Genomic DNA, 24,577 nt, shown 5'->3' with positions numbered 1-24,577 from the left:
GGGGCGGGATACCGCGAGGCCGAGAAGTCTGAGAGAAGCCTGGGGAAGCCAGGGGCTGCCCCATTGAAGAATGGATGAACTGGAGGGTTCTTGGGATGATCAAGGAGAGCGTGAAGTACCGCTATCGGCCGTTGTCGGTTCCGGGTGGCGGCTTTGTAACCGGTTTTGTATTCCACCCGGCTGTTCCGGATGTTTTGTACTGCCGGACCGATATCGGGGGAGCGTACCGCTATGATTTTGCACAAGAAAGCTGGATTTCCCTTGTGGATCACGTCACCGATCCGGGGATGTGGGAGACTTACCCGCTGGCCCTGGCGCTGGACCGGCAGCATCCAAGCTATCTCTATGTCATGGCCGGACTGTATCCGAATCATAAAATCGCTTGTTCCGAGGATTATGGCGAAACCTGGGTTTACTTTGATACGCCTGTTATTGACGATCAAGGGAACACGGCGAGAATTCACGGCAATGCGCCCGGACGTTCGACCGGAGAGCGCCTTGTCGTCGATCCCTATGACAGCAACATCTTATACCTTGGGACGATGGAGGACGGCCTGTGGAAGACGACCGACCGGTGCCGAACATGGACCCGCCTTCATGCAGGCGCTCCAGGCAAACCTTCTGAGACCCGGATCGCCTTCATTGAACCCGATCCGTCGAGCGGCCGGGAAGGAGAGGCGGCCCGGCGGCTGGTCGTGGCTACCAGCGGAGAGCGGAACTCGCCTGGCGGCAATGTTCGCGGACCGAGTCTTTATATCAGCAATGATGCGGGAACGTCCTTCGCTCCGCTTAAGGGCGAGCCTTCGCCCGTGATCGGCGGTTCTCCTGATTATCCCGGCTATGTCGGGCAGCGGGCCGCCTGGGCAGGCCGTTTCCTCTATGTATCGTACGCCGCTTATAATATCGGCTGGTCGGATTGGAGAACGTACGGCTGCGACACTGGTAAATGTTATGACGGCGCGTTGTTCCGCTATGAACTCGATGATGCGGGGAACGTCCTTGAAGCTCTGGAGGTAACGCCCCAGAATCTCATCTTTCCCGGCTTTCATGATCCGGAAGCGCCGGGGCGGCGGCTTGGGTACGGTATCAGCGGCATTTGCGCCGACCCGCAGGCGCCGGGAACGCTCATCTGCTCGACGATTACGGCAGCTCCTGACACCATATACCGGTCCACCGATTACGGTCTGACCTGGAAGCCAATTCTGTCGGGGCTGTCCATCGGAGAGATTGATTTCAATGTGTCCTATCAGAAGCCGGAGTATAACGGGAACGATTCGCTCATTCACTGGATGTCGGATTTGAAGATCAATCCATTCGACCGCGATATGGCGCTGTTCAATACGGGCGCGGGTATCTTCATGACCCGGGATTTGACCACGGCGGATGAGGATGGAACGGTCCATTGGGCCTGCTGCAACAGCGGTGTCGAAGAGACCGTTCACCTCAACATCTACTCGCCTCCTGCGGGTGAAGTGAAGCTGATCGATATCATCGGTGATTACGGCGGGTTCGTGTTCAGCGATCTGGACCGGCCGGCCGAGAATACATTCGCGAACGAACAAGGCGACCGCTGGATTACGGCCATGAACGCCGACTATCCGGACGATCGCCCGGAAATGCTTGTCGTAACGCCCCGGGGCAACTGGACGGGCCGGACTAAGGGCGGGCTCATTCTTTCCCGCGATCAGGGACGGACCTGGGAGCAATTGAACAACCCGCTCGGTCTGTGTGAAGCGGTGGATGAGTGGGTCCGGGAGCTTCAGCGGCCCAATGTCACCTCGGGCTGGACCGCGATTTCCGCTGACGGGGTGACGATTCTCTGGGTGCTGGGGCTTCCGGTCTTCGCATCCCGGCTGGTGTACACCCATGATGAAGGAGAGACCTGGGCAAAATCCGCCGTATTCGATCTGGACGGAAATCCGGCGCATGGCGATGAGCTGCCCATCAAGGTGATGTCGGACCGGGTGTGGCGTGATGTGTTCTACGGATTTAGCGACAATGCGAGGGGCCGGGGATTCTATGTAAGCACGGATAGAGGCGAGACCTTCCACGCAGCCGCCGCGCCGGCTGGCTTCCCTGAAGTTAATCTGGCCGGAATCGACAGCGAGCAGGATTATGAAATCCGGGTGGAATCCGGCCGGGGAGGCGTGATCTGGCTCGCCATGCAGGGAGACGGCTTATGGCGGGTAACCTATGACCGGGCGCGGAACGCCTTCTCCGGAGAGAGGGTATCGAGTGAAGGGGATGTCGTGAAGCGGATCGGACTCGGCAAGCCTATGGAGGGAAGCGGGATCAAGACCCTGTTCACCAGCGGAACAATCCGGGGCGAATACGGCTTCTACCGGTCGCATGACGGCGGCGTGAACTGGATACGTATCAACGACGACCGTCATCAGTACGGAGATATCCGCTCTATTTCGGGCGATCCCCGGGTATTCGGGCGCATCTATGTCGCCACCGGCACAAGAGGGCTGGTGTATGGAGACATTGACGAGCAGTAAGCAGAATGAAACGAATAATAAAAATTCCAAATCGGGCGAATGCCCATGCTGTATGAATGACGCTGGTCTCGTTACCGGCGTTTTTTTATGCTGCAAAGAGTCTCATTTGAGCTGCGCTTATTAAATGTAGGTGATTATAGGTCAAACGGAGCAAAAATCTGCTTCCTAATGGCTAAAAATTTTCGACAATTTCTCACAAATGACCGGGGTTATTCCGATATTATGTGATAATTACACTTGAAAGAAGGCTGTGTATGGGAATGCAGAAGCGATTTAACAGTAAAAAAACTACAAACTCCCGTCTGCAGGCTTCGCTGCTGGCTGGCACGCTGCTGGCCGGTTCGCTTCCGGGGCTTACATACGCTGCAACGGATACAACTATAGCGGCCGTTCCCGCTGGCGTTGACCTTGCTAGTTTTGCCGATCTGGGGAAGGCTTCGGCCGCCAAGCAGAGCGCCATTAATGAAGCCAAGCAGCAGGGACTGCTTACCGGCGATTCCTCGGGGCAGTTCCGCCCGCTCGATGCTCTGACCCGCCAGGAACTGGCGGCTCTGCTCGTGAGGGCGCTCGGGCTTCCGCTTTCGGATGCCAAGGCCTCGTCTTTTTCCGATGTGCCGGCTGCGGGCTGGGGAGCTTCGGCGGTTGAGGCTGTCTACCGCGCCGGTCTGATGACGGGCCGAAGCGGCGGCTCTTTTGCTCCGAATGATTCCGTATCACGCGAGGAGCTGGCGGCCGTATTCGTTCGGGCTGTTAATGGAGTCGGCGTGCGGGGAGGCGCGGTGCCTCCCGTCCAGGATATGAAACAGGTGTCCTCCTGGGCGGCAGATACGGTGTCTACGGCTCTGCGATTGAACCTGATCGACACACCGAATGAGGAATTGAAACCGAAGAATCCGGTTCTGCGCGAGGATATCGCGGGATTTCTGCTGAACATTTTCCAGAAGCAGGATCGTACGGCTGTCATCACACAGGTGGATGGTGATGTGATTACGATCGACGGCATCCCCTATCTGGCGACAGGCAAGCTTAAGGAACTGCTAGGCGGGCAGAATGCGGACGCCCTGCAAGGGGCCATCTTGACCTTCAAATCGGCCAACCGGAACATCGGCGATTTGACTAACCTGGAAATCGTGAAGAGCGGGACCGTGCTTAATACGGGCGGTGCCTCCTATGCGGGAACCCTGAAGATTTCCGCCGGCGGCGTTACCGTTAAGGGCGATTCTCTGAGCCAGTTGACGATCGGCCAAGGGGTGTCCAGCGTGGAGGTCGATGCGCAGCTGAAGCGTCTCGTTGTGGACAGCGGCCAGGCGGTGGAATTGAAGGGAAGCGGGAAGTTCGATGTGCTGGCGGTAACCAATCCGCAGACGAAGCTCACACTTGATCCCAATATGCAGGTGGGAACTCTGGAACTGCCGGCGGGCGTGGATTTGACGCAGGTCATTGCGAACTGGAGCCAGGTCCAGGGCCGGATTCAGAACGTTCTTGGCGGCTTTGACAACCGGGTCACTGCGACGCCGGTTTCTCAAGAGACGGCAACCGCTGTAACCGAGCCGTCCGCTGAGCCGACGCCGGAACCGACGCCGACGCCAGAACCGACAGCGACGCCGGAACCAACAGCGACGCCGGAACCGACGCCGACGCCAACAGCGACGCCGGAACCAACGCCAACAGCAACGCCGGAACCGACGCCAACACCGACGCCAACAGCGGCGCCGGAACCGACACCGACACCGACACCAACGCCAACACCGATACCAACACCAATAATACCGATACCAACACCGATAATACCAACGCCGATACCAACACCGATAATACCGATACCAACACCAATAATACCAACGCCAATACCAACGCCGATACCGACGCCTGCGAATCACGATCCGGTAGCCATCGATGTCATTGCGACGCTTACGATTCGCTTGACCGATGGAGTCCGGACCATCGATCTTGCGAATGCTTTCTGGGACCCGGACGGCGACAGCTTGACCTACACGGCTGTCTCTTCCGCGAGCAATGTGGCAGCCGTCTCTGTAAATGGAACCATTCTGACCGTGACTCCGGCGAATGTGGGCAGCACGAGCATCACAGTTACGGCATTCGACGGTCGTGGCGGAAGTGCCAGCCAGACCTTCCTGCTCACGGTTACGCCCGCGCCGAACCAGAGTCCGCTCATCGTTCAGGCTCCGGCAGATGCAGCGCTTACCGTCGGGGATGCGGTGTATTCGGTGGACCTGCTCCCGGTGTTCAGCGACCCGGACGGCGATCCGCTGACTTTTGAGGCGGTATCATCCGATCCGACTGTCGCCACCGTTTCGATCAATGGCGGCACAGCGGCGGTTCAGGCTCTGACGGCCGGTACAGCAACCATTCAGGTCAAGGCTTTGGATGGCCGAGGAGGGGAAGGAACAGCCTTCTTCCAGGTCAATGTTGCGGCAGGCGGCAATCCGCCTGCACCGAATCAGGCACCAGCAGCGGTAAGCGCGATTAACGAGCAGGTGCTGACCTCCGGCGTCACCAATCCGCGAACCTACGACCTGAGCCAGTTGTTCGAGGATGCGGACGGCGACAGTCTGACGTTCACCGCAGCCGTGCAGTCGGCGAACATTGCGAGCGCCAGCATCTCCGGCAGCTTCCTTACCCTTACTCCGGGAACCCTGGCCGGAAGCAGCCTGGTGACCATCACGGCGAACGATGGACGCGGGGGCACCGGGACCTATAGCTTTGCAGTGCGGAACGCGCCGCTTGCGCCAAGCGGGAAGGTGGAGATTCATACGAAGCAGGGGGTTGCCAGCCCTGTCACCTATGATCTGTCCACCTTGTTCCCGGGCCAAACTTCCTTTACGGTATATAGCGGTACGCCGGACTCGACCTTTACCGGACCAGCGACGCTAAGCGGCAAAACCTGGACCTGGGGCGGAAACAGCATGCTGACGTACTGGGTGATCGGAACGAATGGAACGGCGGCTGTCATTCAGGTTACCGCTGATCCGCAGGGGACGGCCGATTTATATTTCTCGCAGTATTTGTCCTTGGACAATAACCGGAATGCGCTTGAGCTGTTCTTTAACCCGGTTGGAGACACGTCGCAGCCGGTAACGGGCTATTCACTGGAAATTCATCAGTATAATGTCTCTACGCATACACCGAAAGTATGGAGCCAGAGCATCGTACCGTTCTATAAAGGAATGCCTTATATTTTCATTGACTCGATGTTTTCCGATTACTTCGATGTCACCAATACCGTGTACTATAACGATGAGATGGATTTGTTTCAGAGCAGTACGATGGTGACAACCGGCTTTGTATTGAAAAAGAACGGCGTAACGATCGATGTGCTCGGCGATCCGAACGGCACCACCCAGTTCATGCCGAATGGCGGTACGATTATCCGCAAATCCGGCATCCGGGCGGGATCTTCAGCCTTCGACCAGACGGGAGAATGGAACAGTTATGCGACCGGAACGACACAGTATTTCGGGCAGCATACCCCTTAAGCGAAACGCGACTCCATGAACAGATAGCAGAAGAAGAGGACCGGCGGGAGACCGCTGGTCCTCTTCTTTTTTCGTGAGATGTTCCACAAGAGGCGTTCCCAAGAGAAGCTTTCTTGTGATGTTTTCTTATGATGCTCTCTTGTGATGCTTGGGCTTGGACCTGAAGCTGTCCCCAATCGGGGCCGTGTCAGTATCCAGTCTGCTGTGCCGGCAGAGATACAGCAGCCGATGAGGGATCAGCCTCCATCTTCTGGGCTGTGTACAGCCGGTAGTACAAGCCGCGCTTCGCCATCAATTCATCATGGGTGCCGTATTCCGCAATGCCCTTGTTCGATACATACATAATCCGGTCGCAGTTCTTCACCGTAGACAGCCGATGCGCGATGATGAACGAGGTCCGGCCCTTCAGCAGCTCATTCAGCCCCTGCTGGAGCAGACGCTCGGTCTTGGCGTCGATCGATGACGTCGCTTCATCCAGGATGAGAATGCGCGGATCGGCCAGCAGCGTACGCGCGAACGAGATCAGCTGGCGCTGTCCCTGAGACAGCTTCGAGCCGCGCTCGTTGACCTCCGTCATGTAGCCCTGTTCGAATTCCTTGATGAATTCGTCGGCACATACCGTCTTGGCGGCGGCAATGATCTCTTCTTCCGTGGCGTCCAGCTTGCCGTACCGGATGTTGTCCAGAATGGTGCCCGAGAAGATAAAGCTGTCCTGCAGCATAATCCCCATCTGGCTGCGGAGCGACTTCAACGTTACCTGCGAAATATCGTTGCCATCGACCCGAATCTGTCCACCGGTCAGGTTGTAGAACCGCGAGATCAGGTTGACGACCGTGGTCTTGCCCGCGCCGGTTGGTCCAACTAGCGCGATGCTCTCGCCCGCCTTAACGTGGAAGGCAAGATTCTCCAGGATGTTGATTCCCGGGTCATAGGCAAAGGTCACGTTGTCGAAGGTGACGTCTCCCTGAACGGGCGGAAGCTGCTTGGCGTCCGGAACGTCGCTGACGGTAACCGGCTCATCCAGCGTCTCGAAGATGCGTTCCAGATAGGCGACAGCATTGATGAAGCTGTTGTACAGATTCGACAGGTTCAGAATCGGCTGCCAGAACCGGGCTGCGTAGCTGCTCATCGCCAGAATGACACCGAAGGTCACATTCGCCGGATTCAGCGCCAGCAGACCGACCAGAAAGATCGACGCGGTAACCAGGGTGGACAGATTGTCGACCGTGAACGGAATCAGCGTGTTGTAGCGCAGGGCCCGCATCCATTCCGTACGGAAGTTGGCGGCCAGCCGCGTGAAGATGCCCTCGTTGCGCTGCTCGCGGGAGAAAATCTGGGTTACGCGGATGCCGCTGATGCTCTCCTGCAGATAAGCGTTCAGATTGGAGCTCTTGTTGGAGACTGCCTGCCAGGCCCGCCGCTGCCGGGTCTTGATCATCAGCATGATGCCGAGGAAGACGGGCAGACCCGCCAGAATGACGAGGGAGAGCCGGACATCTACGGCGAACATGAAGGCGGCGATAAAGATCAGGTTCACGATTTCAAGAATGAAGTTGATAATGCCGTTGGAGAGCACATCCGAGACCGAATTGACATAGTTTACGACGCGGATGAGAATTTTGCCCTGCGGGCGGTCATCGTAATATTTGAACGGCAGCTCCTGCAGATGCTTGAACAGATCGGTCCGTATGTCAAAAATAATATCCTGCCCGACGCTCGTCATAATGCGCGAGCGGATCGTCGCCAGAATGACGCTGACGACGATGGTTGCGAGCATGAGCGCCGACCACAGCACCAGCGGCAGAGCCGCCTTGGCGGGAATGGTCACATCGACGACATGCTGCATAATCAGGGGCGCCGACAGCGCAATGCCGGCGGACAGCGCGCTCAGTACGAACGCGACGATCATCGGCTTCTGCTGCCGCTTGATGTATACGAGCGCCCGTCTAAAGTGGCGGATATCGAATGGCGATTCCAGATCCTCATCGATATCGAATTTATTGCGTGCCATATCAGCCCACCTGCCTTCCGATGCCTTCGTTCTGCAGCATGAATACTTCGTAATAGTAGCCGCGCTTCGCCAGAAGCTCGGCGTGGGTGCCTTCCTCGATCAGCCGTCCGCCTTCGAAGATGAGAATGCGGTCCGCCTCCGCGGTCGTGGAGACGCGCTGCGCGATAATGATCTTCGTGCAGGAATAGTTCAGGCTGCGGAGGCTGTTCTGAATATGCTCTTCGGTCTCCAGGTCGACGGCGGAGGTCGTGTCGTCGAGAATCAGGATCGGCCGGCGCACCGCCAGCGCGCGCGCCAGGGCGATGCGCTGCTTCTGTCCGCCGGAGAGGCCGACGCCCCGTTCTCCGACAATGGTGTCGTAACCCTCCGGCATCCGGGTGATGAAGTCATGCGCCGCGGCGAGCCGGGCGTAATTCACCGTCTCCTCCTCCGACAGCTCGGGATCGCCGTAGGCGATGTTGCCGTCCACCGTGTCGGAGAACAGCAGCACATCCTGGGTGGCCACGCCGATGTTGCCGCGGAGCTCGTCGAGCTCCAGTTTCCGCACATCGGTTCCGTCAACCAGCACACGTCCTTCCGTCACGTCGTAGAAGCGGGGAATGAGGTTGACGAGCGTTGTTTTGCCGGACCCGGTGGAGCCCATGATGGCAACGGTTTCACCTGGACGGATTTTAAAGCTGACCTGATCCAGCACCGTCTTGGTGTCATATTTGAAGCTGACATTCTCGAATTCGATGGCCCCTTCAAAACGGCGTTTTTCGATAGCCTGATGCTCATTGACAATGCCGGGATGGGCATAGTAGATTTCGACGATTTTGGACAGGCTCGCGAAGAAGCGCTGGATGTCATTGATAATGATGCCGATGTTGCGCATCGGGTTGGAGAGACCCCAGATCAGCGAAGAGAAGGCGGCGTATTCCCCGAAAGTAATCCGTCCGTTCATGACAAACAGTCCGCCCGCTATCATCAGGATTACGTTGAAGGCTTGCGCCAGGGTTTCGAGATACGGAAAGTAATCGAGCCAGACGAGCGCGGCAGTCTTGTTCGCCTTCGAGAAGTTGACGTTCTTGTCGGTGAATTTCTCAATCTCATACTCTTCGCGGGCAAAGGCCTTCACAACCCGGTTGCCTGAAATATTCTCCTGGGTGGTCGTGTTCAGCTGGGACAGCCGCTCCCGGAGATCGATATACATCGGGCGGACGCGTCTTGCGAACAGGAAGGACACCACGAAGACCGGCGGCGACAGAATGAGCATCCACAGCGTCAGCTTGACATCAATGGTGAAAAAATAAACCATGGCCGCCAGAAAGATCGTCAGCGATTCGATGATCGTCTTGAAGATCCACGCCATGGTGTGACGGACCATATCGAGGTCGCCGGTCATTTTGGTCATGAGGTCGCCCGTCCGGTTATGGTCGTAGTAATGCATATCCTGCTCCTGGATTTTGTTGTACAGGTATACGCGGATACGGTACAGCATGTTCTGCGAGGAATGTTCATACTGCATCGTTGTAAAATAGGACAGGCTGGTGCGCAGCAGCGAGAAGCCGATCATAGCCAGGCAGAGCGAGATCAGCAGTCCCCTCTCCTGGGACAGGTTCTGCGCCGCATGGTCGCCGGCTATGAACGTGTCGACAATGCGCTGGCTGAAATAGGGAGTCGCGATGGTTAGCGAAGAACATACTACCGAGAGGCATAGCGCCAGAATGTAGCGGGCACGGTCCTTCTCCAGGTTCTTCCACAGCCACTTCAGTTGAAACATGAAATAATCACCTGCTTCTGTATGGTTTCCAAGTGATTATATCACAGGGATTGAAAAGCGATGACCAAAGTTTTTACGGAATCGCGATAGCTTTTTGAAAATGAAGGATGAGACCCGGACGGCCGTGCAGGAGAGCGAATTGGAGAGCGGAGCGGTCAGGGTGATTAGTGTTGTAATTGCTAGCTTCAATAATATTTCAGTAAACATAACTATATATTTTACTGTGAATATAACTAGAGATTAAACTGAATCAAGTCTCGGGACAAGTTGTTGGTCTTAACAGGATTAGTTGAATCTATATGGAAAAAATCGTACTAATCCACTTCTAATGGCTGCAGGTTACACAAACTCCACAAGGTCAACGAGGAAATTAGGCTGTCTTTTTTTCAGGGAGTATCGAATTTAAGAATTGATAGTAAGCGATTTCTTTGTTATATTGTAACCAGATAAAATTACTAATTATTAAGTAAAATAAAGTAAACATGGAGCGATGCCGAGATGACCAGAATCAAGGATGTTGCCGAGCTGGCGAAGGTGTCAACCGCGACGGTGTCGAGAATCCTGAACAACGACCCGTCGCTGTCCGTCACGGGGGAGACCAGGCAGCGGGTGCTGGATGTCGTTAGCGAGCTGAATTATGTCCACGGAAGACGCAAGAAGCCGAAGCCAGCTCCGGACAAGGATATGATTCGGGCGGGTCTTGTGCTGTCGAACGACGAAGGAATCGATCCCTACTTCATGTCTATCCGCAAGGGCATAGAGAGCGTGTGCGACCAGTACGCGGTCAAGATCGAGTCGGTCTTCTATGTAGGCAAAAGCCAGTTTACCGCCTCTGCGATGGAAGGGCTGGACGGCCTTATCGTGCTGGGCGACGTGAACAGCGGAGAGCTGCTAAATCTGTTCGGCAGCGATCATATCGTCTTCACCGATTACCAGCCCGCGGAAGAGGGCTTCGATGTCGTAATTACCGATTTCGAGAGCGCTACCCGCCGGATGATGGACACGCTGCTTGAAGCGGGACATACACGGATTGCCTATATCGGCGGCGAGAGGCTGATCCAGAGCATCCACGCCGGGAACGGCCGGTTAATGCCGAAAGAGGAGACGCGCGTCCAGACCTATGAGCAGGTCATGAGTAACAAAGGACTCTATGATCCGGAGCTTGTGCTGCTTGGCGATTTCAGTCCGATGAGCGGCTATCGTCTGATGAAACAGCTGATCGCTCAGGGCTCGTCGCCGACTGCGGTGGTTATGGCCAGCGATCCGATGGCGATCGGCGCGATGAAGGCTCTTCAGGAGGCGGGAATCCGCGTGCCGGACGATATGTTGATGTTCAGCTTTGACGACATCGAGGCGGCGGCTTTCCTGAATCCTCCGCTGTCAACTGTCAAGGTGCATACAGAGGAAATGGGGCGGACAGCGGTCAAGCTGCTCGTTGACCGTCTGCGTAACGGACGGACGCTGCCAATGAAGGTTATTCTCCCGTCGGAGCTGATGATCCGCGAAAGCGCCGGCCGGGTTTACAATAAAGGAGGGTAATAGCCAATGGGCATTCATTTTGATCCGGAGAAAAAATTGTTTCACCTGAAAGCCAAGGACACCAGCTATGTGATGGAAATTGTCAGGGACGGTTTCCTGACTCACAGTTATTGGGGACGGAGAATCGGCGAATACCGCCACTCCAACCGGCTTGAGCTGCTAGATCGGGCGTTCTCGGGCAATCCGTATAAGGGGGAGGGCACTTTTTCTCTCGATACGCTGCCCCAGGAATATCCGCAGTACGGCAGCACCGATTACCACAAGCCTGCCTACCAGGTCCAGCTTGAGAATGGAACGACCGTAACCGATCTGCGTTATCTGTCCCATACAATCAGCCGGGGCAAGAAGCCTCTGGAGGGCTTGCCGGCCACCTACATCGAAGCGGAAGACGAAGCGGAGACGCTCGAAATCGTCATGGAGGATTCACTGAGCGGGCTGCAGGTGGTGCTGAGCTACACGGTGTTTGAAACCTACAATGCCATCGCGCGTTCGGTCCGGTTTGAGAACAAGGGCGATGAAGTCCTGAAGCTGCTTCAGGCGCATAGCGTCAGCGTGGATTTCCGGGACTCGGACTTCGATTTCCTTCATCTATATGGCGCACATGCCAAGGAGAGACATATCGAGAGAAGCCCGCTTCGGCACGGCCTCCAGTCCGTGGATAGCTCAAGAGGCGCCAGCAGCCACCAGCATAATCCGTTCATTGCACTTCTCCGTAAAGACGCGGGCGAGACCTCGGGCGAAGTGTATGCCTTCAATCTCGTGTACAGCGGGAATTTTCTGGCACAGGCCGAAGTCGATCAGTTCAACAATACGCGGGTAACAGTCGGCATCAACCCGTTTGATTTCAGCTGGAAGCTGGAGCCGGGAGAGACTTTCCAGACGCCTGAAGCGGTCATGGTCTATTCGTCCGAGGGGCTGGGCGGCATGTCGAGAACCTTCCATTCGCTCTATAGAACCCGGTTGGCCAGAGGCTATCACCGCGACAAAGAGCGTCCGATTCTGGTGAACAACTGGGAGGCGACCTACTTCAATTTCAATGCGGAGAAAATTCTGGACATCGCGCGCGTCGGCCAGGAGCTCGGCATTGAGCTGTTTGTACTCGACGACGGCTGGTTCGGGCATCGCAATGACGACAAGACCTCGCTGGGCGACTGGTTCGTGGACCGCAGCAAGCTGCCGGATGGCCTGGACAGTCTGGCAAAGGGTATCAATGATCTGGGCTTGTCGTTCGGTCTCTGGTTCGAACCGGAGATGATTTCGGTGGACAGCGATCTGTACCGCGAGCATCCCGACTGGTGTCTGCATGTACCGGGACGCCGGCGTTCGGAGAGCCGGAACCAGCTTATCCTCGATTTTTCGCGAAAAGAGGTATGCGAGGAAATTACGAAGAGGGTCAGCGACATTCTGCGTACCGTTCCGGTCTCGTATGTGAAATGGGATATGAACCGCCATATGACGGAGATCGGCTCGGCTGCTCTGCCGGCGGACCGGCAGCGGGAGACGGCGCACCGTTATATGCTGGGGCTGTATAAGGTGATGGACGATATCACTTCGGCCTTCCCGAAAGTGCTGTTCGAGAGCTGCTCCGGCGGGGGCGGGCGCTTCGATCCGGGCATTCTGTACTACATGCCTCAGACCTGGACGAGCGATAATACCGATGCGGTGTCCCGTCTGAAAATCCAGTACGGCACCAGCCTGGTCTACCCGATCTCGTCGATGGGCTCTCATGTCTCGGCGGTTCCGAATCATCAGGTTCACCGGATTACCTCTATGGAGATGCGCGGGGCTGTGGCAATGTCCGGCAACCTCGGCTATGAGCTGGATCTGACCAAGCTGACCGAAGAGGAGAAAGAGATCGTCAAGCAGCAGGTGGCGGAATATAAGGGTATCCGGCAGCTAGTCCAGTTCGGCGATTTCTACCGGCTGCGCAGCCCGTTTGAAGGCAACGACACCGCCTGGCTGTTCGTGGAACGGGACAAAAAGGAAATGGCCGTATTCTATTTCAACGTCCTCGCTGAGCCGTCCGCGCCGCTTAAGGTTCTGAAGCTTGACGGCGTCGATGTGACGAAGAAATACCGGCTTTCGGGAACGGATGAAGTCTACGGCGGAGACGAGCTTGCCTATGCGGGACTGAGCATTCCGGCGGAAGCCGAGCGCGATTTCCACAGCTATGTATGGCATTTTACCGAAACGGAATAAGCGGGATTATCGGCAATCAATAAGCATTAGGAAGGGCTGTTCTGCGGTACAAGCTGCGGGATGGCCCTTTTGGCGTGCCTAAGTCTCCCTTGCGTGATTCGCAAGTCGTTAGTCTGTAAGGAATTCCTGAAATTTGATCTAAACTTCTTGGTATTCTCAACCGATATATAGGTAGAAAGTTATCTTCTGGAAATGATTGCGTCCCTGAAAACGGAGATGATCAAGATGTCCTATAAAGCCTATATGGGCAAAAAAGCGAAGTATGACATAATGAACCGGCAAGGCGTCGTGCTTGTTCCCGCCCATTCCGTCCTGAATCAGGACGCTATCAAACTTCTCGAACTTCATAATGTCGACCCCATTGATATTGTAGTCATGTCTCTGGAGGAAGCGAGACTCGAATCGCCTGCAATCCTGCTTAGTGATGCCGTCGGTTACTCTCAGGAGCTGTTCAGCCGCCTTCGGTTCGGCCGCAAGCTGCCTCTTATGGAAATCAAGAATGAGCTTATTCCCGCTGTCAAACAGGTATCCCAGCATCCCGATCTGTTCGAGCTGTTCGAGTCGGTCAAAGCGAAGGATGAGTACACCCATAAGCATAATATCGGGGTCGGCGTACTATCCACACTGATTGGTCAGTGGCTCAAGCTGGAAGAAGCCGATCTCTCGCTGTTGTCGCTTGCTGCGACGCTGCACGATATCGGAAAAGTCCGTATCCCCGAGGAGATTCTGCTCAAACCAGGCAAGCTCACCAAGGCGGAATTCGCCGAGATGAAGAAGCATACCATCTATGGCTATGAAATGCTGAAGGAGACGGTAGGCCTGAGTCCGCGCGTAATGCTGGTTGCACTGCAGCATCATGAGCGTTCGGACGGCAGCGGATATCCGCTTGGGCTCAAAGGCGGCGAAATCGATTATTTCAGCGAAATCGTTGCTGTGGCGGACGTGTTCCACGCCATTTCCTCGGAGCGTCCTTATCATCCTGCCATGCCGTTTTACCGGGTCGTGACTCTAATGCGCGACGGGGCGTTCGGAGATTTGAATCCACAGCTCGTAAGCCTTTTTATGAATAATTATATACATACACTCAAAGGAAGAAGAATTCTGCTGACGGATGGACGCGAGGCGGAAGTTCTGCACATCAATCAAAGGGAAGATTTGCGTCCGCTCATCCGGATTGACGGTAAGCTGGTCGATTTGACTAAGGAGAGACATTTGAACATCGAGAAAGTTCTCGGATAACCGGTGGTGAACCAGATTTATGGGCGATAATCAGGCGGAACGCGAAGGGCTTGAGAGGCTGGAGACAGAAGAACGGTTGAAAGGGCTTCCTCCACGGCAGCTGTTAGAGCTATCGAATCTCGGGCCGGACGGAACGGTTGTGGATATCGGCGCGGGCGGAGGTTATTTTTCGTTTCCGGCTGCTGCCATGACTCGGGGAACGGTGTATGCAGTGGATGCCTCTGCCTTCATGCTGGAAGTGCTGTCGCAGCGTGCAGCTGGTCGGGACCTGTCCAATGTGCAGGTCTTGAAAGGCTCGGCAGAGAAGCTGCCGCTCGATAGCGGTGTCGCCGATTTGGCGGTGGCTTCGCTTCTGCTGCATATTATGGAGTCGCCGGAAGATGCTATAGGAGAGATTCGCCGGGTGCTGAAGCCGGGAGGCCAAGGACTTGTCGTGGAATGGCTCCATCCGAGAAGCGATGGACGGCCGGGGCACCGGATCTATCCCGAAGCCATGATCCGTTATCTGGAATTGGGGGACCTGACGGTCATACGCATGGACAAGTGGGAAGATACGTATTATTCGGTTCTGTTCCAGAAGGTTTAAGAATCAGCGGCGCCGTTTCCGGGTGATAGATAATGAGCGCTTTTATCCGGCAGCCGGGTGCTCCCGGATGAACGAGCCTCAAGCCTTTTGGGAAAGGAGCATCTGTTACGTCATGATCAAGACGCTGGAATGTCCTCATTGCGGGCAATTAAATCATGTGGATATGGACCGTATCAGCGACGCATCGTGCGGTCATTGCGGACACAGCCTTCTTGGCGAAGAGCAGCCGTCATCACCGGAGCCGGATTTGGGCCTTGAGGCTGTTCTCGCAAGTGCCGATGCGGCGGACGGGCCGCACCGGGCGCTGCCCGACACCGGCAAGTGGTTGTCCAGGATTGGAGGAAGCGACAAGCAGGAGGAGTATGTGAAGAAGGGCTTCCTGCGCAAGGCGAAGAAGCACGCGGCAAGCCTGCCTTTTATCAAGGAAGCCGTCGCCATGTACTACTGCGCCATGGACAAGAATACGCCGCTGACCGCGAAGCTCATTGCGATCGGGGCGCTTGCCTATCTGGTGCTTCCGATCGACGCCATTCCCGATTTGATCCCGGTCTTAGGCTACACGGACGATGCAGCCGCATTCTGGGCGGCTTACCGGAGCATCAGCGCCCATGTGACCGACTTGCACCGCGAACAGGCCCAGGCGTGGCTGGAGAGCTCATAACTGCTGCAAGTTTTGAACCAATAAGGAAGGCGCTAGGTACTTGCTTGGCATCTGTCCCATGGCGATCTGGGAAGGCCCTGTGCGGGGTTGGATTTCAAGAGCTTCGTTAATTTACAAAACATAGCAGCAGCCGGACAAGCGATAAGCTTGCCCGGCTGCTTTCGTATGTGCGCCTTCAGCGGCTATGATTCTGGCTCATGACTCAGGACAGAATACGCTGAAGCGTCTCATCGCTTTGAAGCAGGCGCAGCGCCTTGCTGCGCATTTCCGGCAGATGCAGGTAAGTCTGGCGGGACGGTTTGATCGATGGAGCCAGCTCAATCGCCTGTTCAAAATCCTCCCGCTTCATCCCAAGATCCGCCACGAAATCGAAGAATCCGGTTCCGGCCAGAAATTTGCGGACCCGCTCCACCCGATGCTCCTGCACCAGGCACATGAGATAAGCGGCTACGCCTACCTGGATTCCATGAAGCTGCGGCTTCTCCACGAGCTGATCCAGCGCATGGGAGATCAGATGCTCGCTTCCGCTTGCGGGCGCGCTGCTTCCGGCAATCTCCATAGCAATCCCGGACAGCGTAAGGGAGTCCACGATCTCTTTGATGAAGAAGAATTCGCGAATATCCGTATAAGGCATCCGTACAATGCTGTTCACCGACTTCTTGGCCATCATCACCGCGAAGTCGTTCACACGGGTATAGCCATGGGCTTCCTCGAATCTCCAGTCGAAGACTGCCGGGATTTTCGAGACGATATCGCCCAGTCCGCTGTACAGGAATTGAACCGGCGAACTCCGGATCAGCTCCAGATCAACCAGAATGCCGTAAGGCATCCGGGCAGGAACCGAGGTGCGGCGGCTCTGGACATACAGGGAGCAGCCGGAGCTGGCGAACCCGTCGTGGGCGACCGAGGTCGGCACGCTGATGAACGGCAGGCCGTTCAGGAATGCAGTATATTTGGCAATATCCAGCGCCTTGCCTCCCCCGATCCCGACAACGGCTTCCGTATGAGCCGGAAGGCTGAAGGCCGTGCTGGTGATGCTCTCCAGACTGTTGTCCAGCACATCGCGGTTGTCCAGCACTTCAAGCCGGGGCTGTTCCTTCAGCGATTCCATAATCTGCGGCTCGCACAGATGGCGGATACCATCGCCGAAGAAGAGCACGAAGCGTGAAATACCGGCTCTGCCAATCAGCGCTCCAAAGCGGGAGAGAACCTGATCACCGACCTCCAGAAGCGCGGGTATGGCGATTTCGTTGGAATGCTTCATTCGGGCCACCCCTTTTCTTTTAAATAGCTGGATATGGCATGATAATCATCCACCGGCACATGCCGGACTCCGGCTTGCGTAAGCAGCTCCCGCAGTTCGCCGCGCGCAAAGACAATGTCGGCAGCCTTGCCCGCTTCCAGATCCGGCTCGCTGTCTCCGGCAAATAACACCGTCCGATACCGTTGACGGATATCTTCCAGCACCTTGCGCTTATCCAGTCCGAATATTTCCGAGTAAAAAGGGTTCGCGGTATCGGGAACGATCCGCAGCACGCCGTTCTCATGTACGGCTGGCATGGAGATGACCGTTACATTGGGGAGACCCAGCGCCTTCATTAACCGTTCGATGTACCAGGACGTCCCTGCGCTTACGATGAAGAAATCGCCTCCATGCGCCTGCACCTCATGAATAAAATCAATCGCTCCCGGTGTAAGGGGGATATTGCGAATCTCTTCCAGTAGCTGATCTTCCGTAAGATTAAGCCTGCCAAATATCGTATTGAGAAACTCCACGTCGATCTTCTTTGTTTTTTTCCAGTCTGTGTAGAACTGATGTCCCCATTCAGGGAAAAACTTGTCAATCATCAAGTGGTAAAAATCCCGCTCGGACAGCGTACCGTCGAAGTCGGATAGAAAAGCGAATGGCTTCATGATTGATACCTCCGGAATCAATGTTTTCTAATTTAAGATTACCATACTTTTCTAAAATATAAGGGTACTTCATAATGGGACTTCGCAAGCTTGATCAAGATTGCTAAAAGATGCGGTGTTTGTCCGGGGTAACGAAGCTGCGCATCGGGATGGACAAGCTACAGGTGAGGGAAGGGTCGGCGGCGCGCGTTCATCGAAGACAATCCGACTGGCTCCGTATTGAGCGGCGGGAAGAAGCGCATGGGAAATGGCTGGAACTCGCAAGCCGTTATTACGAATGGCATTCCATGGGGTGTCATGATATAGTGGACACGAACAAGCGAGAAGAATGGAGAAATAGGTATGAACGAGCAGAAAAGACCCGGTAAAGGGAATGCAACTTATAAAGGTTCACAGCCTGGCGTGAATGGCGGCGCGGGGCGAAGCGGCGGACGAGAAGAGGTCCGCCGGGGGAATGACACGGCGGGGACAGCACGCGGCCCGAAGCAGCGGGGGAGTGGCGCGGCAGGGACTGCCCGTAGTTCGAGGCAACGGGTGAATGATGCGGCAGCGGGGGCGGCTGGCGGAATGAAACAGCGGGAGAATGACGCGGCGAGGAATGCTCGCAGCTCGAAGCAGCGGGGGAATGACGCGGCGGGGACAGCACGCGGCCCGAAGCAGCGGGGAAATGACGTGATGGGGACAGATCGAAGCTCGAAACAGCGGGTGAACCGGCCAGGCGGACTGCCGATTACTCCACTGGAGGCGGACCGCCGCAAGGGGCACGCTGCCGGAGGCCGATTCGCGGGCAAGCCTGCGGGCGGGCCAAAGACCGCGTCGCACGGGAATGCCGAGGATCTGCGGCCAGGCGACCGGATCGTCGTGACGATCAAGCGGCTCGGCATCAACGGCGAAGGCATCGGCTACTACCGGCGCAAGGCCGTCTTCATCGACGGCGCGCTGCCGGACGAGGTCGTGAAGGCTGAGGTCACCGAGACGCAGCCGAAATTCATCAAGGCGCAGCTGACCGAGGTCGAGAAGCGGTCGCCGGACCGGATTGAGCCGCCGTGCCCGGTGTTCGGGAGCTGCGGCGGATGCCAGATACAGCATATCTCCTATGAGGGCCAGCTCCGCGCGAAGACGGAGCTGGTGCGGGAGGCTTTTTCCCGATATGCCGAGCTGGCGGATGTGAAGATTAAGCCGATGCTCGGCATGGAGCATCCGTGGGATTACCGCAACAAGGCCCAGCTTCAGCTGAAGCGGCAGGGCCGGGAAGTGATCGCCGGGCTGTATGAGGCAGGGAGCCATGATATCGTCGATATCAGCGGCTGTCCCATCCAGCATCCCGAGGTCAACCGCGCCGTTGAGCAGGTCAAGTCCGTGCTGGAGGAGCTGGAGATTCCGCTCCACAAGGAGAACGGCGCGAAGGACGGCGTGCGGACGATCGTCGTCCGGCACGGCTTCCAGTCCGGGCATTTGCAGGTGACCCTGATCTCCGCAGGGTCACGGCTGCCCCGCCAGGACGACCTGGTGCAGCGCCTTCGCCTGGCGCTGCCGGGTGTTACCGGGATTGCGCTGAACGTCAATCCCAGGAAGACTCCGCTCATCTTCGGAGAGCGGACGATTACGCTGTGGGGCGAGGATACGATGGAGGAGTCGCTTGGCGACCTCCAGTTCTCCCTCTCGCCCCGGGCGTTCTTTCAGCTGAACCCGTTGCAGACGGTGAAGCTGTATGAATCGGTCCGGACCGCCGCCGGGCTGACCGGACGGGAGACCGTCGTCGACGCGTACTGCGGGACGGGGACGATTGGGCTGTGGCTCGCGCCATATGCGCGAGAGGTGCGCGGGATCGAGGCGATCCCGGAGGCGGTGGAGGATGCGAAGCAGAACGCGATCCGCAACGGCCGCGCTAACGTGAGCTTCCACACCGGCGCAGCCGAGGAACTGCTGCCCCGCTGGGCGAAGTCCGGCCTGACGCCGGAGGTCATCGTCGCCGACCCGCCGCGGACGGGGCTCGACGCCCGCTTCCTCGAAGCGGTGCTTCGCGTCAAGCCGGAGAAGTTCGTCTACGTCTCCTGCAATCCGTCGACGCTGGCGAAGGACTGCAAGGTGCTGCTGGATGGCGGCTACCAGATTCAATGGGTGCAGCCGGTGGACATGTTCCCGCAGACCAGTCATGTGGAGTGCGCATTATGGATGGAATGGAGGGGCGAGCCTAAATAGGCTACGCCCCCTGTTTTAGTGGGTTTTGAAAGTTGTAACTAATTTCAATTGATCCGTCTTCGTGAACGTCTACACGGTTAATCATCTTGTGAATCATATCTCGCAGGATTTCCTCATTACTTACTTCTAGCGCAGCGAACTTCATTAACTCCGCCTTGAATGCCGATACACGCGATTCTGTATCGTGTTCGTGGGCGATTTCAGTTTGAAGCCGTGCTGCTCGTTCCTCTAATGTTTGGCGTTCGTTCTTGACCGCCGTACAACAAGCATTGAACATGTCCCTATCAATATCGCCGCTTGTCCATTTCCTAGTAAGTTGTACAAGCTCCGTATCCAATTTACTGATTTCACGCTGAACCTTATCAAGTTCCTTAACGGCATTGTTCTTCTTTATGCCTGCTCGTTGGATTGTCACGTCTACTAACGATTTCATGTTCAGGGAGTGTTCAAGTAAGTCAGTTAGTTGACTGAGGACAACCTGCTTTAGAGTGTCATGCTTGATGATATGAGAGGAACACTTTTTAGCCGTATTCTTCTGATAAGTCGAGCAGACGTAGGATTTACGGTCATTTTTAAAATTCATCCCTGCTCCGCAATCCGCACAAAACGCCACCCTCGCAAATAATGATTTCCGACCTCTGCCCCTTAATACTCGCACAGCTTTTTGCTTCATCTTCTCCTGAACGGCTTCGAACTGCTCACGAGTAATGAGCGGTTCGTGATGGTTAGGAATGACAATCCATTTGCTTTCATCAATCTTATGCCGTTTCTTGTAGCCGTTGTCTTGAAGGAATTTCTTATCTTTACTGTCAACCGTAGACCGTCCTTGGACTAAGTCACCAGTATAATGACGGTTAGTTAGAATTAGCCGAATAGATGAATCATGCCACTTTTGGCTTTTCTTTCTGGATGGAAGAATACCTTTTTCATCTAGAAAGTTAGCTATTGCTTGAACGCCTATGCCTTTGTTTAGGTATAAGTCGAATATAAGCTGAACAGTAGAAGCGTGGACAGGGTTGGGAACTAATTTCCCTGGTTTAACTTTATCGTAGCCGAAGGGCGGTGTTCCATGAAAAATACCTTCCTTCGATTTTACAGCTATCCCCCAGCTTATGTTATAAGAAGTATCTTCGCTTTGCCGCTGATTGACTGCTGAGATGACTGATAAAATCATTTCATCATCAATCATACCCTCCCTAGACGAAAACACTTCAACGTTATGACTATGAAGTGTTCTTATGATGTTTATTGTGTCAGGGGTATCTCTTGATAACCGAGATAAAGCTTTAATTAGAACAACATCAAATAGACCTAGTTCAGCATCTCGCAATAGTCGTTTTAGACTTTCACGCCGTGCCATGCTGCGTCCAGTAATGCCTTCATCAGCATAAACATCTATAAGTTCCCAACCTTTATCTTTTATATGGTTTTCAAAGAACGATACTTGGCTTTCTAAGCTGTCTTTCTGACTATCAAGACCAGTGCTTACCCTTGCATAGATGGCACATCTCATGCGCATTCTCCCCCTTTGGAAGCATGTTTTTGAGATGTGACAGTATTCGCTTGCATATTATCGTATGACTGCTCCATTAAACTGTCAATACGAGATTTAAGTAATTCAAGCATTAGTGTCTGAAGGTTATTTTCAGATGAAAAATTAGTGATGACTTTCATGTCTTCCCCCTGATAGTTGTCGTTACTATAAGGGTCGCTCCATGTGTTTGAAAAGATGTGAAAAGAAGTTTTGTACAGCAAAAAAGCCCCAACTATATCGGCGGGGCGAAAACAAGGAGCGTGTGATTCTATTACATATCTTCCTATCAATATAAAATGCTTTAAAAAGTGCCCCTATTTTTCGTAAGTACTTGCCGCCCCTAATGACTTATTTTGACTAGATACCATCGTTTAAGACCTCAATTACCTTAGCTTGCCTTTGCCCCCGCCTTTCAAAGTACGAACGACAATTCCGATACTTCAACGAACTTACTATGAACCGCTGTGCCTCTTTACGTTCAGTTTGTTCATTATATGACAGAATTCCCTATATTGTATGTAGACACAGATTGAAAGGAGTTGAAGGTAGTGGTTGAACAAATGCTGACAATGCAAGAAGCCAAAGACCTGTTGCGGGTTTCCTATCGGACATTGCATAGGCTTGTCTCTAACAACACTATCCAATCCGTAAAGGTAGGGCGGGTTATAAGAATCCCGCAATCGGCTTTAAGAAAGTTCGCACAAGACGATACATCAGGAGGTAAGGTCAATGATTATCAACAATAAGGCGGTCTCAGTCACAGAAGCCGCCTCTATGCTAAGCAAGTCAGCACAGGAGGTTCTTCGGCTGACACAATACGGATACGTGGAACAAGGTAATCCTGAAGACGGTAAGACACGAATAATTTTGAGCAGCCTTGAGAGGTACGCTAGTCGAAGCGGGATAGCCCTTCAGGAAGCCCCTAAGCCTTCTCAGAAGCGTTCAGAAAGCTTTACTATTCAAGAGACAATGTCCAAGCTAGGACTACGCTCTGAAGCTGCCGTACATCGGCTCATTCAGGCGGGAAAGCTGGAAGCACAGATGGAAAAAGGTATTTACAAGGTCGATGTAGGAAGTGTTAGAAACCATATTCTAGGAGCGTGACGCAATGATTGATAGCAGACACTACACAGTCAGTGAGATTACAGAGATGTTCAATGTTGAAGACAAGACCGTGCGGAAGTGGATAAATGAAGGAAAACTATTTGCCGTGCAATTGGCAGGTACAACAATTCGAATCCCTGAGTCAGAACTTCAATACTTTTACAGACGTTCGCAGGAATGGGGGTGGAAAGAATGAACATATGGACTTGTGAGCGTGTAGCCCGCTCTCTAGGCTGTAGCCCTCAACAGGTAAAGAGATTCTGTGACTTAGGCAGTATGCCTTGTTACAGGTCTTCTAGTGACGGTATACAGTCGGCGTACTCGTACCGCATCCATGAACATGTCTTACTAGACTACTTTAGCTGTGAGACGGTTGAAGACTTCAAAAAGGTTCAATACCGCTAATAATAAGCCCGCCATGAGGTTGGCGGGAGTACATAACGGGTATACATTCAAAATAATTGTTCATAATGAGCCTGAAACTTCATATCGGCTTCACTCGTGGTTACAGGAGAACACGTAAAAATACTGGCTCGGCTTTTACCAGTCGATGTAGCCCCGTTAGATGGTTAGTTATGATTTTGAGTTGGTAACTCAACCTCAGATTCTACTTTTAGTAGCCCGTCACGGTCGCCGCAAGGCGTGGGAGTAATGACAGACTTATATTTAATATAAACGTGGTAAAGCCGTACCTGAGCACGTCAGATGTCATGTAGGAAGCTATAATCTACGCTTCCTTTACTCTTTCCCCCTGTGGGGGGAGTAAAGTTCACCGATTCTCTTCAATAACATTAATTTATCTAACTTAAATCAAGGGCGAGCAAAGCGAAGCCCGTGGGAGTAGACCGAAGCGAAGCGGAGGGCTACCCCATCAGTTAATAAAATAACTCATTGATGTGCAAGCCCTCGCTTTGCTCGGTCTTCCCCATAGGCTTCGCTACGCTCGCCTTTCTTGTTCTTTTTGTTGCCTTCTGTAGAGTTTCCTAAAAGGCGGCGGGGTACTTCAAATTTTGAAGCACCCTACTTCTTTCACCCTTTTGTCACCTCTTTAGCACCCAAAACCTAAAGCTTCAGCCTTTTGTCACCCTTTTATCACCCAACTGTCACCCACATGGATTACAAAAAAGAAAAGCCGCCCCTGCTGACACAGGGAACGGCTCGTTGCCCCTGCGGACACAGGAAGCGACTCTTAAACCAATTGTGCAAGGGGAGGAAGCCCTCTGGCTTCTAGCCCTCACTTTATTATGCTAACACATACAATTGTGGGTTATCAACGAGAGGGGTACTTCAAAAATTGAACCACCCTCTCAATATTTTACTTCCTCCTAGCGGGAGTCCACTTAAACCCGCAGTTCATGCATCCATTAACTAATTCATTTCTTCCGATAAACCCGACTAAAATACTCACTGGCAAAGACAATCTAATTGAAATCCAACAAATCATACCAACGAAGGCTATTAACCATTTGTTAATTGAAAAAGATGAAGTGGTGTAATTCAACATTGTATACGTAAGTACCAAACCATCAATAAAACTAGTAATGGAAGCAGTGCCATCCATCCAAGTGTCTTGAACATTTTAGAGAAGCTGTACCCCTCTTATTGGCTACAATTTGAGTAGACTTACATTTTTGACAGACAACAGCGTTACCACTTGTTGACTGGCTATCAGAAACCCCTACGTACCCTCTTGGTGAGTCGTTTACTTGGTGGGTAGTAGACGATGGATGCGCTGCTTTAAACTATGTGGATAACAGGAGAGCCATGAGACTGGTAGATAACGATGAAAAGAGTACTCATTATGTTGATAACCTCTGGGGAAGTCAGG

At 54.1% G+C, this 24,577-nt stretch carries 18 protein-coding genes; 12 read left to right on the top strand and 6 right to left on the bottom strand.

Translation table 11 applies throughout. From position 1 onward, the window contains the following. The first annotated feature begins 95 nt into the window (after positions 1 to 95). Together KIH86_RS24850 and KIH86_RS24845 are read left to right on the top strand one after the other, a co-directional pair. Positions 96 to 2,501 (top strand): WD40/YVTN/BNR-like repeat-containing protein, encoded by a 2,406-nt coding sequence (locus KIH86_RS24850; protein ID WP_223080810.1) that lies wholly within the window; start codon positions 96 to 98, stop codon positions 2,499 to 2,501. 254 nt (positions 2,502 to 2,755) lie between these two features. After that, complete coding sequence (locus tag KIH86_RS24845; protein WP_223080809.1) at positions 2,756 to 5,998, top strand: S-layer homology domain-containing protein; 3,243 nt, start codon at positions 2,756 to 2,758, stop codon at positions 5,996 to 5,998. 187 nt (positions 5,999 to 6,185) lie between these two features. Here the strand turns inward: KIH86_RS24845 and KIH86_RS24840 are convergent, their stop codons facing one another. Then, a complete protein-coding gene (locus KIH86_RS24840; RefSeq protein ID WP_223080808.1) occupies positions 6,186 to 8,009 on the bottom strand; it encodes an ABC transporter ATP-binding protein in 1,824 nt (607 codons plus the stop codon). Between the two features lies 1 nt (position 8,010). Next, a complete protein-coding gene (locus tag KIH86_RS24835; RefSeq protein ID WP_223080807.1) occupies positions 8,011 to 9,771 on the bottom strand; it encodes an ABC transporter ATP-binding protein in 1,761 nt (586 codons plus the stop codon). A gap of 498 nt (positions 9,772 to 10,269) precedes the next feature. Between KIH86_RS24835 and KIH86_RS24830 the strand changes: the two genes are divergently transcribed. The 5 genes from KIH86_RS24830 (at position 10,270) to KIH86_RS24810 (ending at position 15,995) form a co-directional block, all read left to right on the top strand. Beyond that, a complete protein-coding gene (locus KIH86_RS24830) occupies positions 10,270 to 11,310 on the top strand; it encodes a LacI family DNA-binding transcriptional regulator (RefSeq protein ID WP_223080806.1) in 1,041 nt (346 codons plus the stop codon). A gap of 6 nt (positions 11,311 to 11,316) precedes the next feature. Further along, positions 11,317 to 13,509 carry an alpha-galactosidase gene (locus KIH86_RS24825; protein ID WP_223080805.1) on the top strand — a complete coding sequence of 731 codons (2,193 nt, stop codon included), beginning with the start codon at positions 11,317 to 11,319 and terminating at the stop codon, positions 13,507 to 13,509. A 216-nt stretch (positions 13,510 to 13,725) separates the two neighbouring features. Then, positions 13,726 to 14,748, top strand: a complete 1,023-nt coding sequence (locus tag KIH86_RS24820) for an HD-GYP domain-containing protein (RefSeq protein WP_235775588.1) — start codon at positions 13,726 to 13,728, stop codon at positions 14,746 to 14,748. A 19-nt stretch (positions 14,749 to 14,767) separates the two neighbouring features. Beyond that, positions 14,768 to 15,334: a class I SAM-dependent methyltransferase gene (locus KIH86_RS24815; protein WP_223080803.1), complete on the top strand. Its 567-nt coding sequence runs from the start codon at positions 14,768 to 14,770 to the stop codon at positions 15,332 to 15,334. A gap of 112 nt (positions 15,335 to 15,446) precedes the next feature. Beyond that, positions 15,447 to 15,995 (top strand): DUF1232 domain-containing protein, encoded by a 549-nt coding sequence (locus KIH86_RS24810; protein WP_235775587.1) that lies wholly within the window; start codon positions 15,447 to 15,449, stop codon positions 15,993 to 15,995. Between the two features lie 202 nt (positions 15,996 to 16,197). Here the strand turns inward: KIH86_RS24810 and KIH86_RS24805 are convergent, their stop codons facing one another. Together KIH86_RS24805 and KIH86_RS24800 are read right to left on the bottom strand one after the other, a co-directional pair. Then, positions 16,198 to 17,259, bottom strand: a complete 1,062-nt coding sequence (locus tag KIH86_RS24805; protein WP_223080802.1) for an iron-containing alcohol dehydrogenase family protein — start codon at positions 17,257 to 17,259, stop codon at positions 16,198 to 16,200. Continuing rightward, positions 17,256 to 17,909 carry an MtnX-like HAD-IB family phosphatase gene (locus tag KIH86_RS24800; protein WP_223080801.1) on the bottom strand — a complete coding sequence of 218 codons (654 nt, stop codon included), beginning with the start codon at positions 17,907 to 17,909 and terminating at the stop codon, positions 17,256 to 17,258. Before KIH86_RS24800 ends, KIH86_RS24805 begins: the two co-directional genes overlap by 4 nt. A 110-nt stretch (positions 17,910 to 18,019) precedes the next feature. On the opposite strand from KIH86_RS24800, the gene KIH86_RS24795 reads away from it, so the two are divergent. Beyond that, entirely contained in the window at positions 18,020 to 18,277 is a 258-nt protein-coding gene (locus KIH86_RS24795; protein WP_223110729.1) for a hypothetical protein, read from the top strand. 199 nt (positions 18,278 to 18,476) lie between these two features. Beyond that, the gene (gene rlmD, locus KIH86_RS24790; protein ID WP_407672349.1) at positions 18,477 to 20,111 is read left to right on the top strand and encodes a 23S rRNA (uracil(1939)-C(5))-methyltransferase RlmD; all 1,635 of its coding nucleotides are present in this window, start codon (positions 18,477 to 18,479) and stop codon (positions 20,109 to 20,111) included. A gap of 1 nt (position 20,112) precedes the next feature. Here the strand turns inward: rlmD and KIH86_RS24785 are convergent, their stop codons facing one another. Next, a complete protein-coding gene (locus KIH86_RS24785; protein ID WP_223080800.1) occupies positions 20,113 to 21,624 on the bottom strand; it encodes a recombinase family protein in 1,512 nt (503 codons plus the stop codon). Continuing rightward, on the bottom strand, positions 21,621 to 21,785 hold the full coding sequence (locus KIH86_RS24780; protein ID WP_223080799.1) for a hypothetical protein: 165 nt from the start codon (positions 21,783 to 21,785) through the stop codon (positions 21,621 to 21,623). Before KIH86_RS24780 ends, KIH86_RS24785 begins: the two co-directional genes overlap by 4 nt. A 420-nt stretch (positions 21,786 to 22,205) precedes the next feature. Here KIH86_RS24780 and KIH86_RS30225 point away from each other — a divergent pair, with 420 nt between their 5' ends. The 3 genes from KIH86_RS30225 to KIH86_RS24765 are packed head-to-tail and all read left to right on the top strand — an operon-like array spanning position 22,206 to position 22,945. Continuing rightward, positions 22,206 to 22,391 (top strand): helix-turn-helix domain-containing protein, encoded by a 186-nt coding sequence (locus KIH86_RS30225; protein ID WP_407672348.1) that lies wholly within the window; start codon positions 22,206 to 22,208, stop codon positions 22,389 to 22,391. Continuing rightward, a complete protein-coding gene (locus tag KIH86_RS24770) occupies positions 22,375 to 22,749 on the top strand; it encodes a hypothetical protein (RefSeq protein ID WP_223080797.1) in 375 nt (124 codons plus the stop codon). Before KIH86_RS30225 ends, KIH86_RS24770 begins: the two co-directional genes overlap by 17 nt. 4 nt (positions 22,750 to 22,753) lie before the next feature. After that, positions 22,754 to 22,945, top strand: a complete 192-nt coding sequence (locus KIH86_RS24765) for a helix-turn-helix domain-containing protein (protein WP_223080796.1) — start codon at positions 22,754 to 22,756, stop codon at positions 22,943 to 22,945. Positions 22,946 to 24,577: the final 1,632 nt, after the last annotated feature.

It is taken from the genome of Paenibacillus sinensis (assembly GCF_019904155.1).
GTDB lineage: Bacteria > Bacillota > Bacilli > Paenibacillales > Paenibacillaceae > Paenibacillus_AQ > Paenibacillus_AQ sinensis.
Note: the sequence above shows the minus strand (reverse complement) of the source record. Positions and strands in the feature narration are given on the sequence as shown.

Excerpts from the sequence above, each read along its gene's own strand:
- KIH86_RS24850 (WP_223080810.1), top strand. The coding sequence starts at position 96 with ATGATCAAGGAGAGCGTGAAGTACCGCTATCGGCCGTTGTCGGTTCCG.
- KIH86_RS24845 (WP_223080809.1), top strand. The coding sequence starts at position 2,756 with ATGGGAATGCAGAAGCGATTTAACAGTAAAAAAACTACAAACTCCCGT.
- KIH86_RS24840 (WP_223080808.1), bottom strand. The coding sequence starts at position 8,009 with ATGGCACGCAATAAATTCGATATCGATGAGGATCTGGAATCGCCATTC.
- KIH86_RS24835 (WP_223080807.1), bottom strand. The coding sequence starts at position 9,771 with ATGTTTCAACTGAAGTGGCTGTGGAAGAACCTGGAGAAGGACCGTGCC.
- KIH86_RS24830 (WP_223080806.1), top strand. The coding sequence starts at position 10,270 with ATGACCAGAATCAAGGATGTTGCCGAGCTGGCGAAGGTGTCAACCGCG.
- KIH86_RS24825 (WP_223080805.1), top strand. The coding sequence starts at position 11,317 with ATGGGCATTCATTTTGATCCGGAGAAAAAATTGTTTCACCTGAAAGCC.
- KIH86_RS24820 (WP_235775588.1), top strand. The coding sequence starts at position 13,726 with ATGATCAAGATGTCCTATAAAGCCTATATGGGCAAAAAAGCGAAGTAT.
- KIH86_RS24815 (WP_223080803.1), top strand. The coding sequence starts at position 14,768 with ATGGGCGATAATCAGGCGGAACGCGAAGGGCTTGAGAGGCTGGAGACA.
- KIH86_RS24810 (WP_235775587.1), top strand. The coding sequence starts at position 15,447 with ATGATCAAGACGCTGGAATGTCCTCATTGCGGGCAATTAAATCATGTG.
- KIH86_RS24805 (WP_223080802.1), bottom strand. The coding sequence starts at position 17,259 with ATGAAGCATTCCAACGAAATCGCCATACCCGCGCTTCTGGAGGTCGGT.
- KIH86_RS24800 (WP_223080801.1), bottom strand. The coding sequence starts at position 17,909 with ATGAAGCCATTCGCTTTTCTATCCGACTTCGACGGTACGCTGTCCGAG.
- KIH86_RS24795 (WP_223110729.1), top strand. The coding sequence starts at position 18,020 with ATGCGGTGTTTGTCCGGGGTAACGAAGCTGCGCATCGGGATGGACAAG.
- rlmD (WP_407672349.1), top strand. The coding sequence starts at position 18,477 with ATGAAACAGCGGGAGAATGACGCGGCGAGGAATGCTCGCAGCTCGAAG.
- KIH86_RS24785 (WP_223080800.1), bottom strand. The coding sequence starts at position 21,624 with ATGAGATGTGCCATCTATGCAAGGGTAAGCACTGGTCTTGATAGTCAG.
- KIH86_RS24780 (WP_223080799.1), bottom strand. The coding sequence starts at position 21,785 with ATGAAAGTCATCACTAATTTTTCATCTGAAAATAACCTTCAGACACTA.
- KIH86_RS30225 (WP_407672348.1), top strand. The coding sequence starts at position 22,206 with ATGCTGACAATGCAAGAAGCCAAAGACCTGTTGCGGGTTTCCTATCGG.
- KIH86_RS24770 (WP_223080797.1), top strand. The coding sequence starts at position 22,375 with ATGATTATCAACAATAAGGCGGTCTCAGTCACAGAAGCCGCCTCTATG.
- KIH86_RS24765 (WP_223080796.1), top strand. The coding sequence starts at position 22,754 with ATGATTGATAGCAGACACTACACAGTCAGTGAGATTACAGAGATGTTC.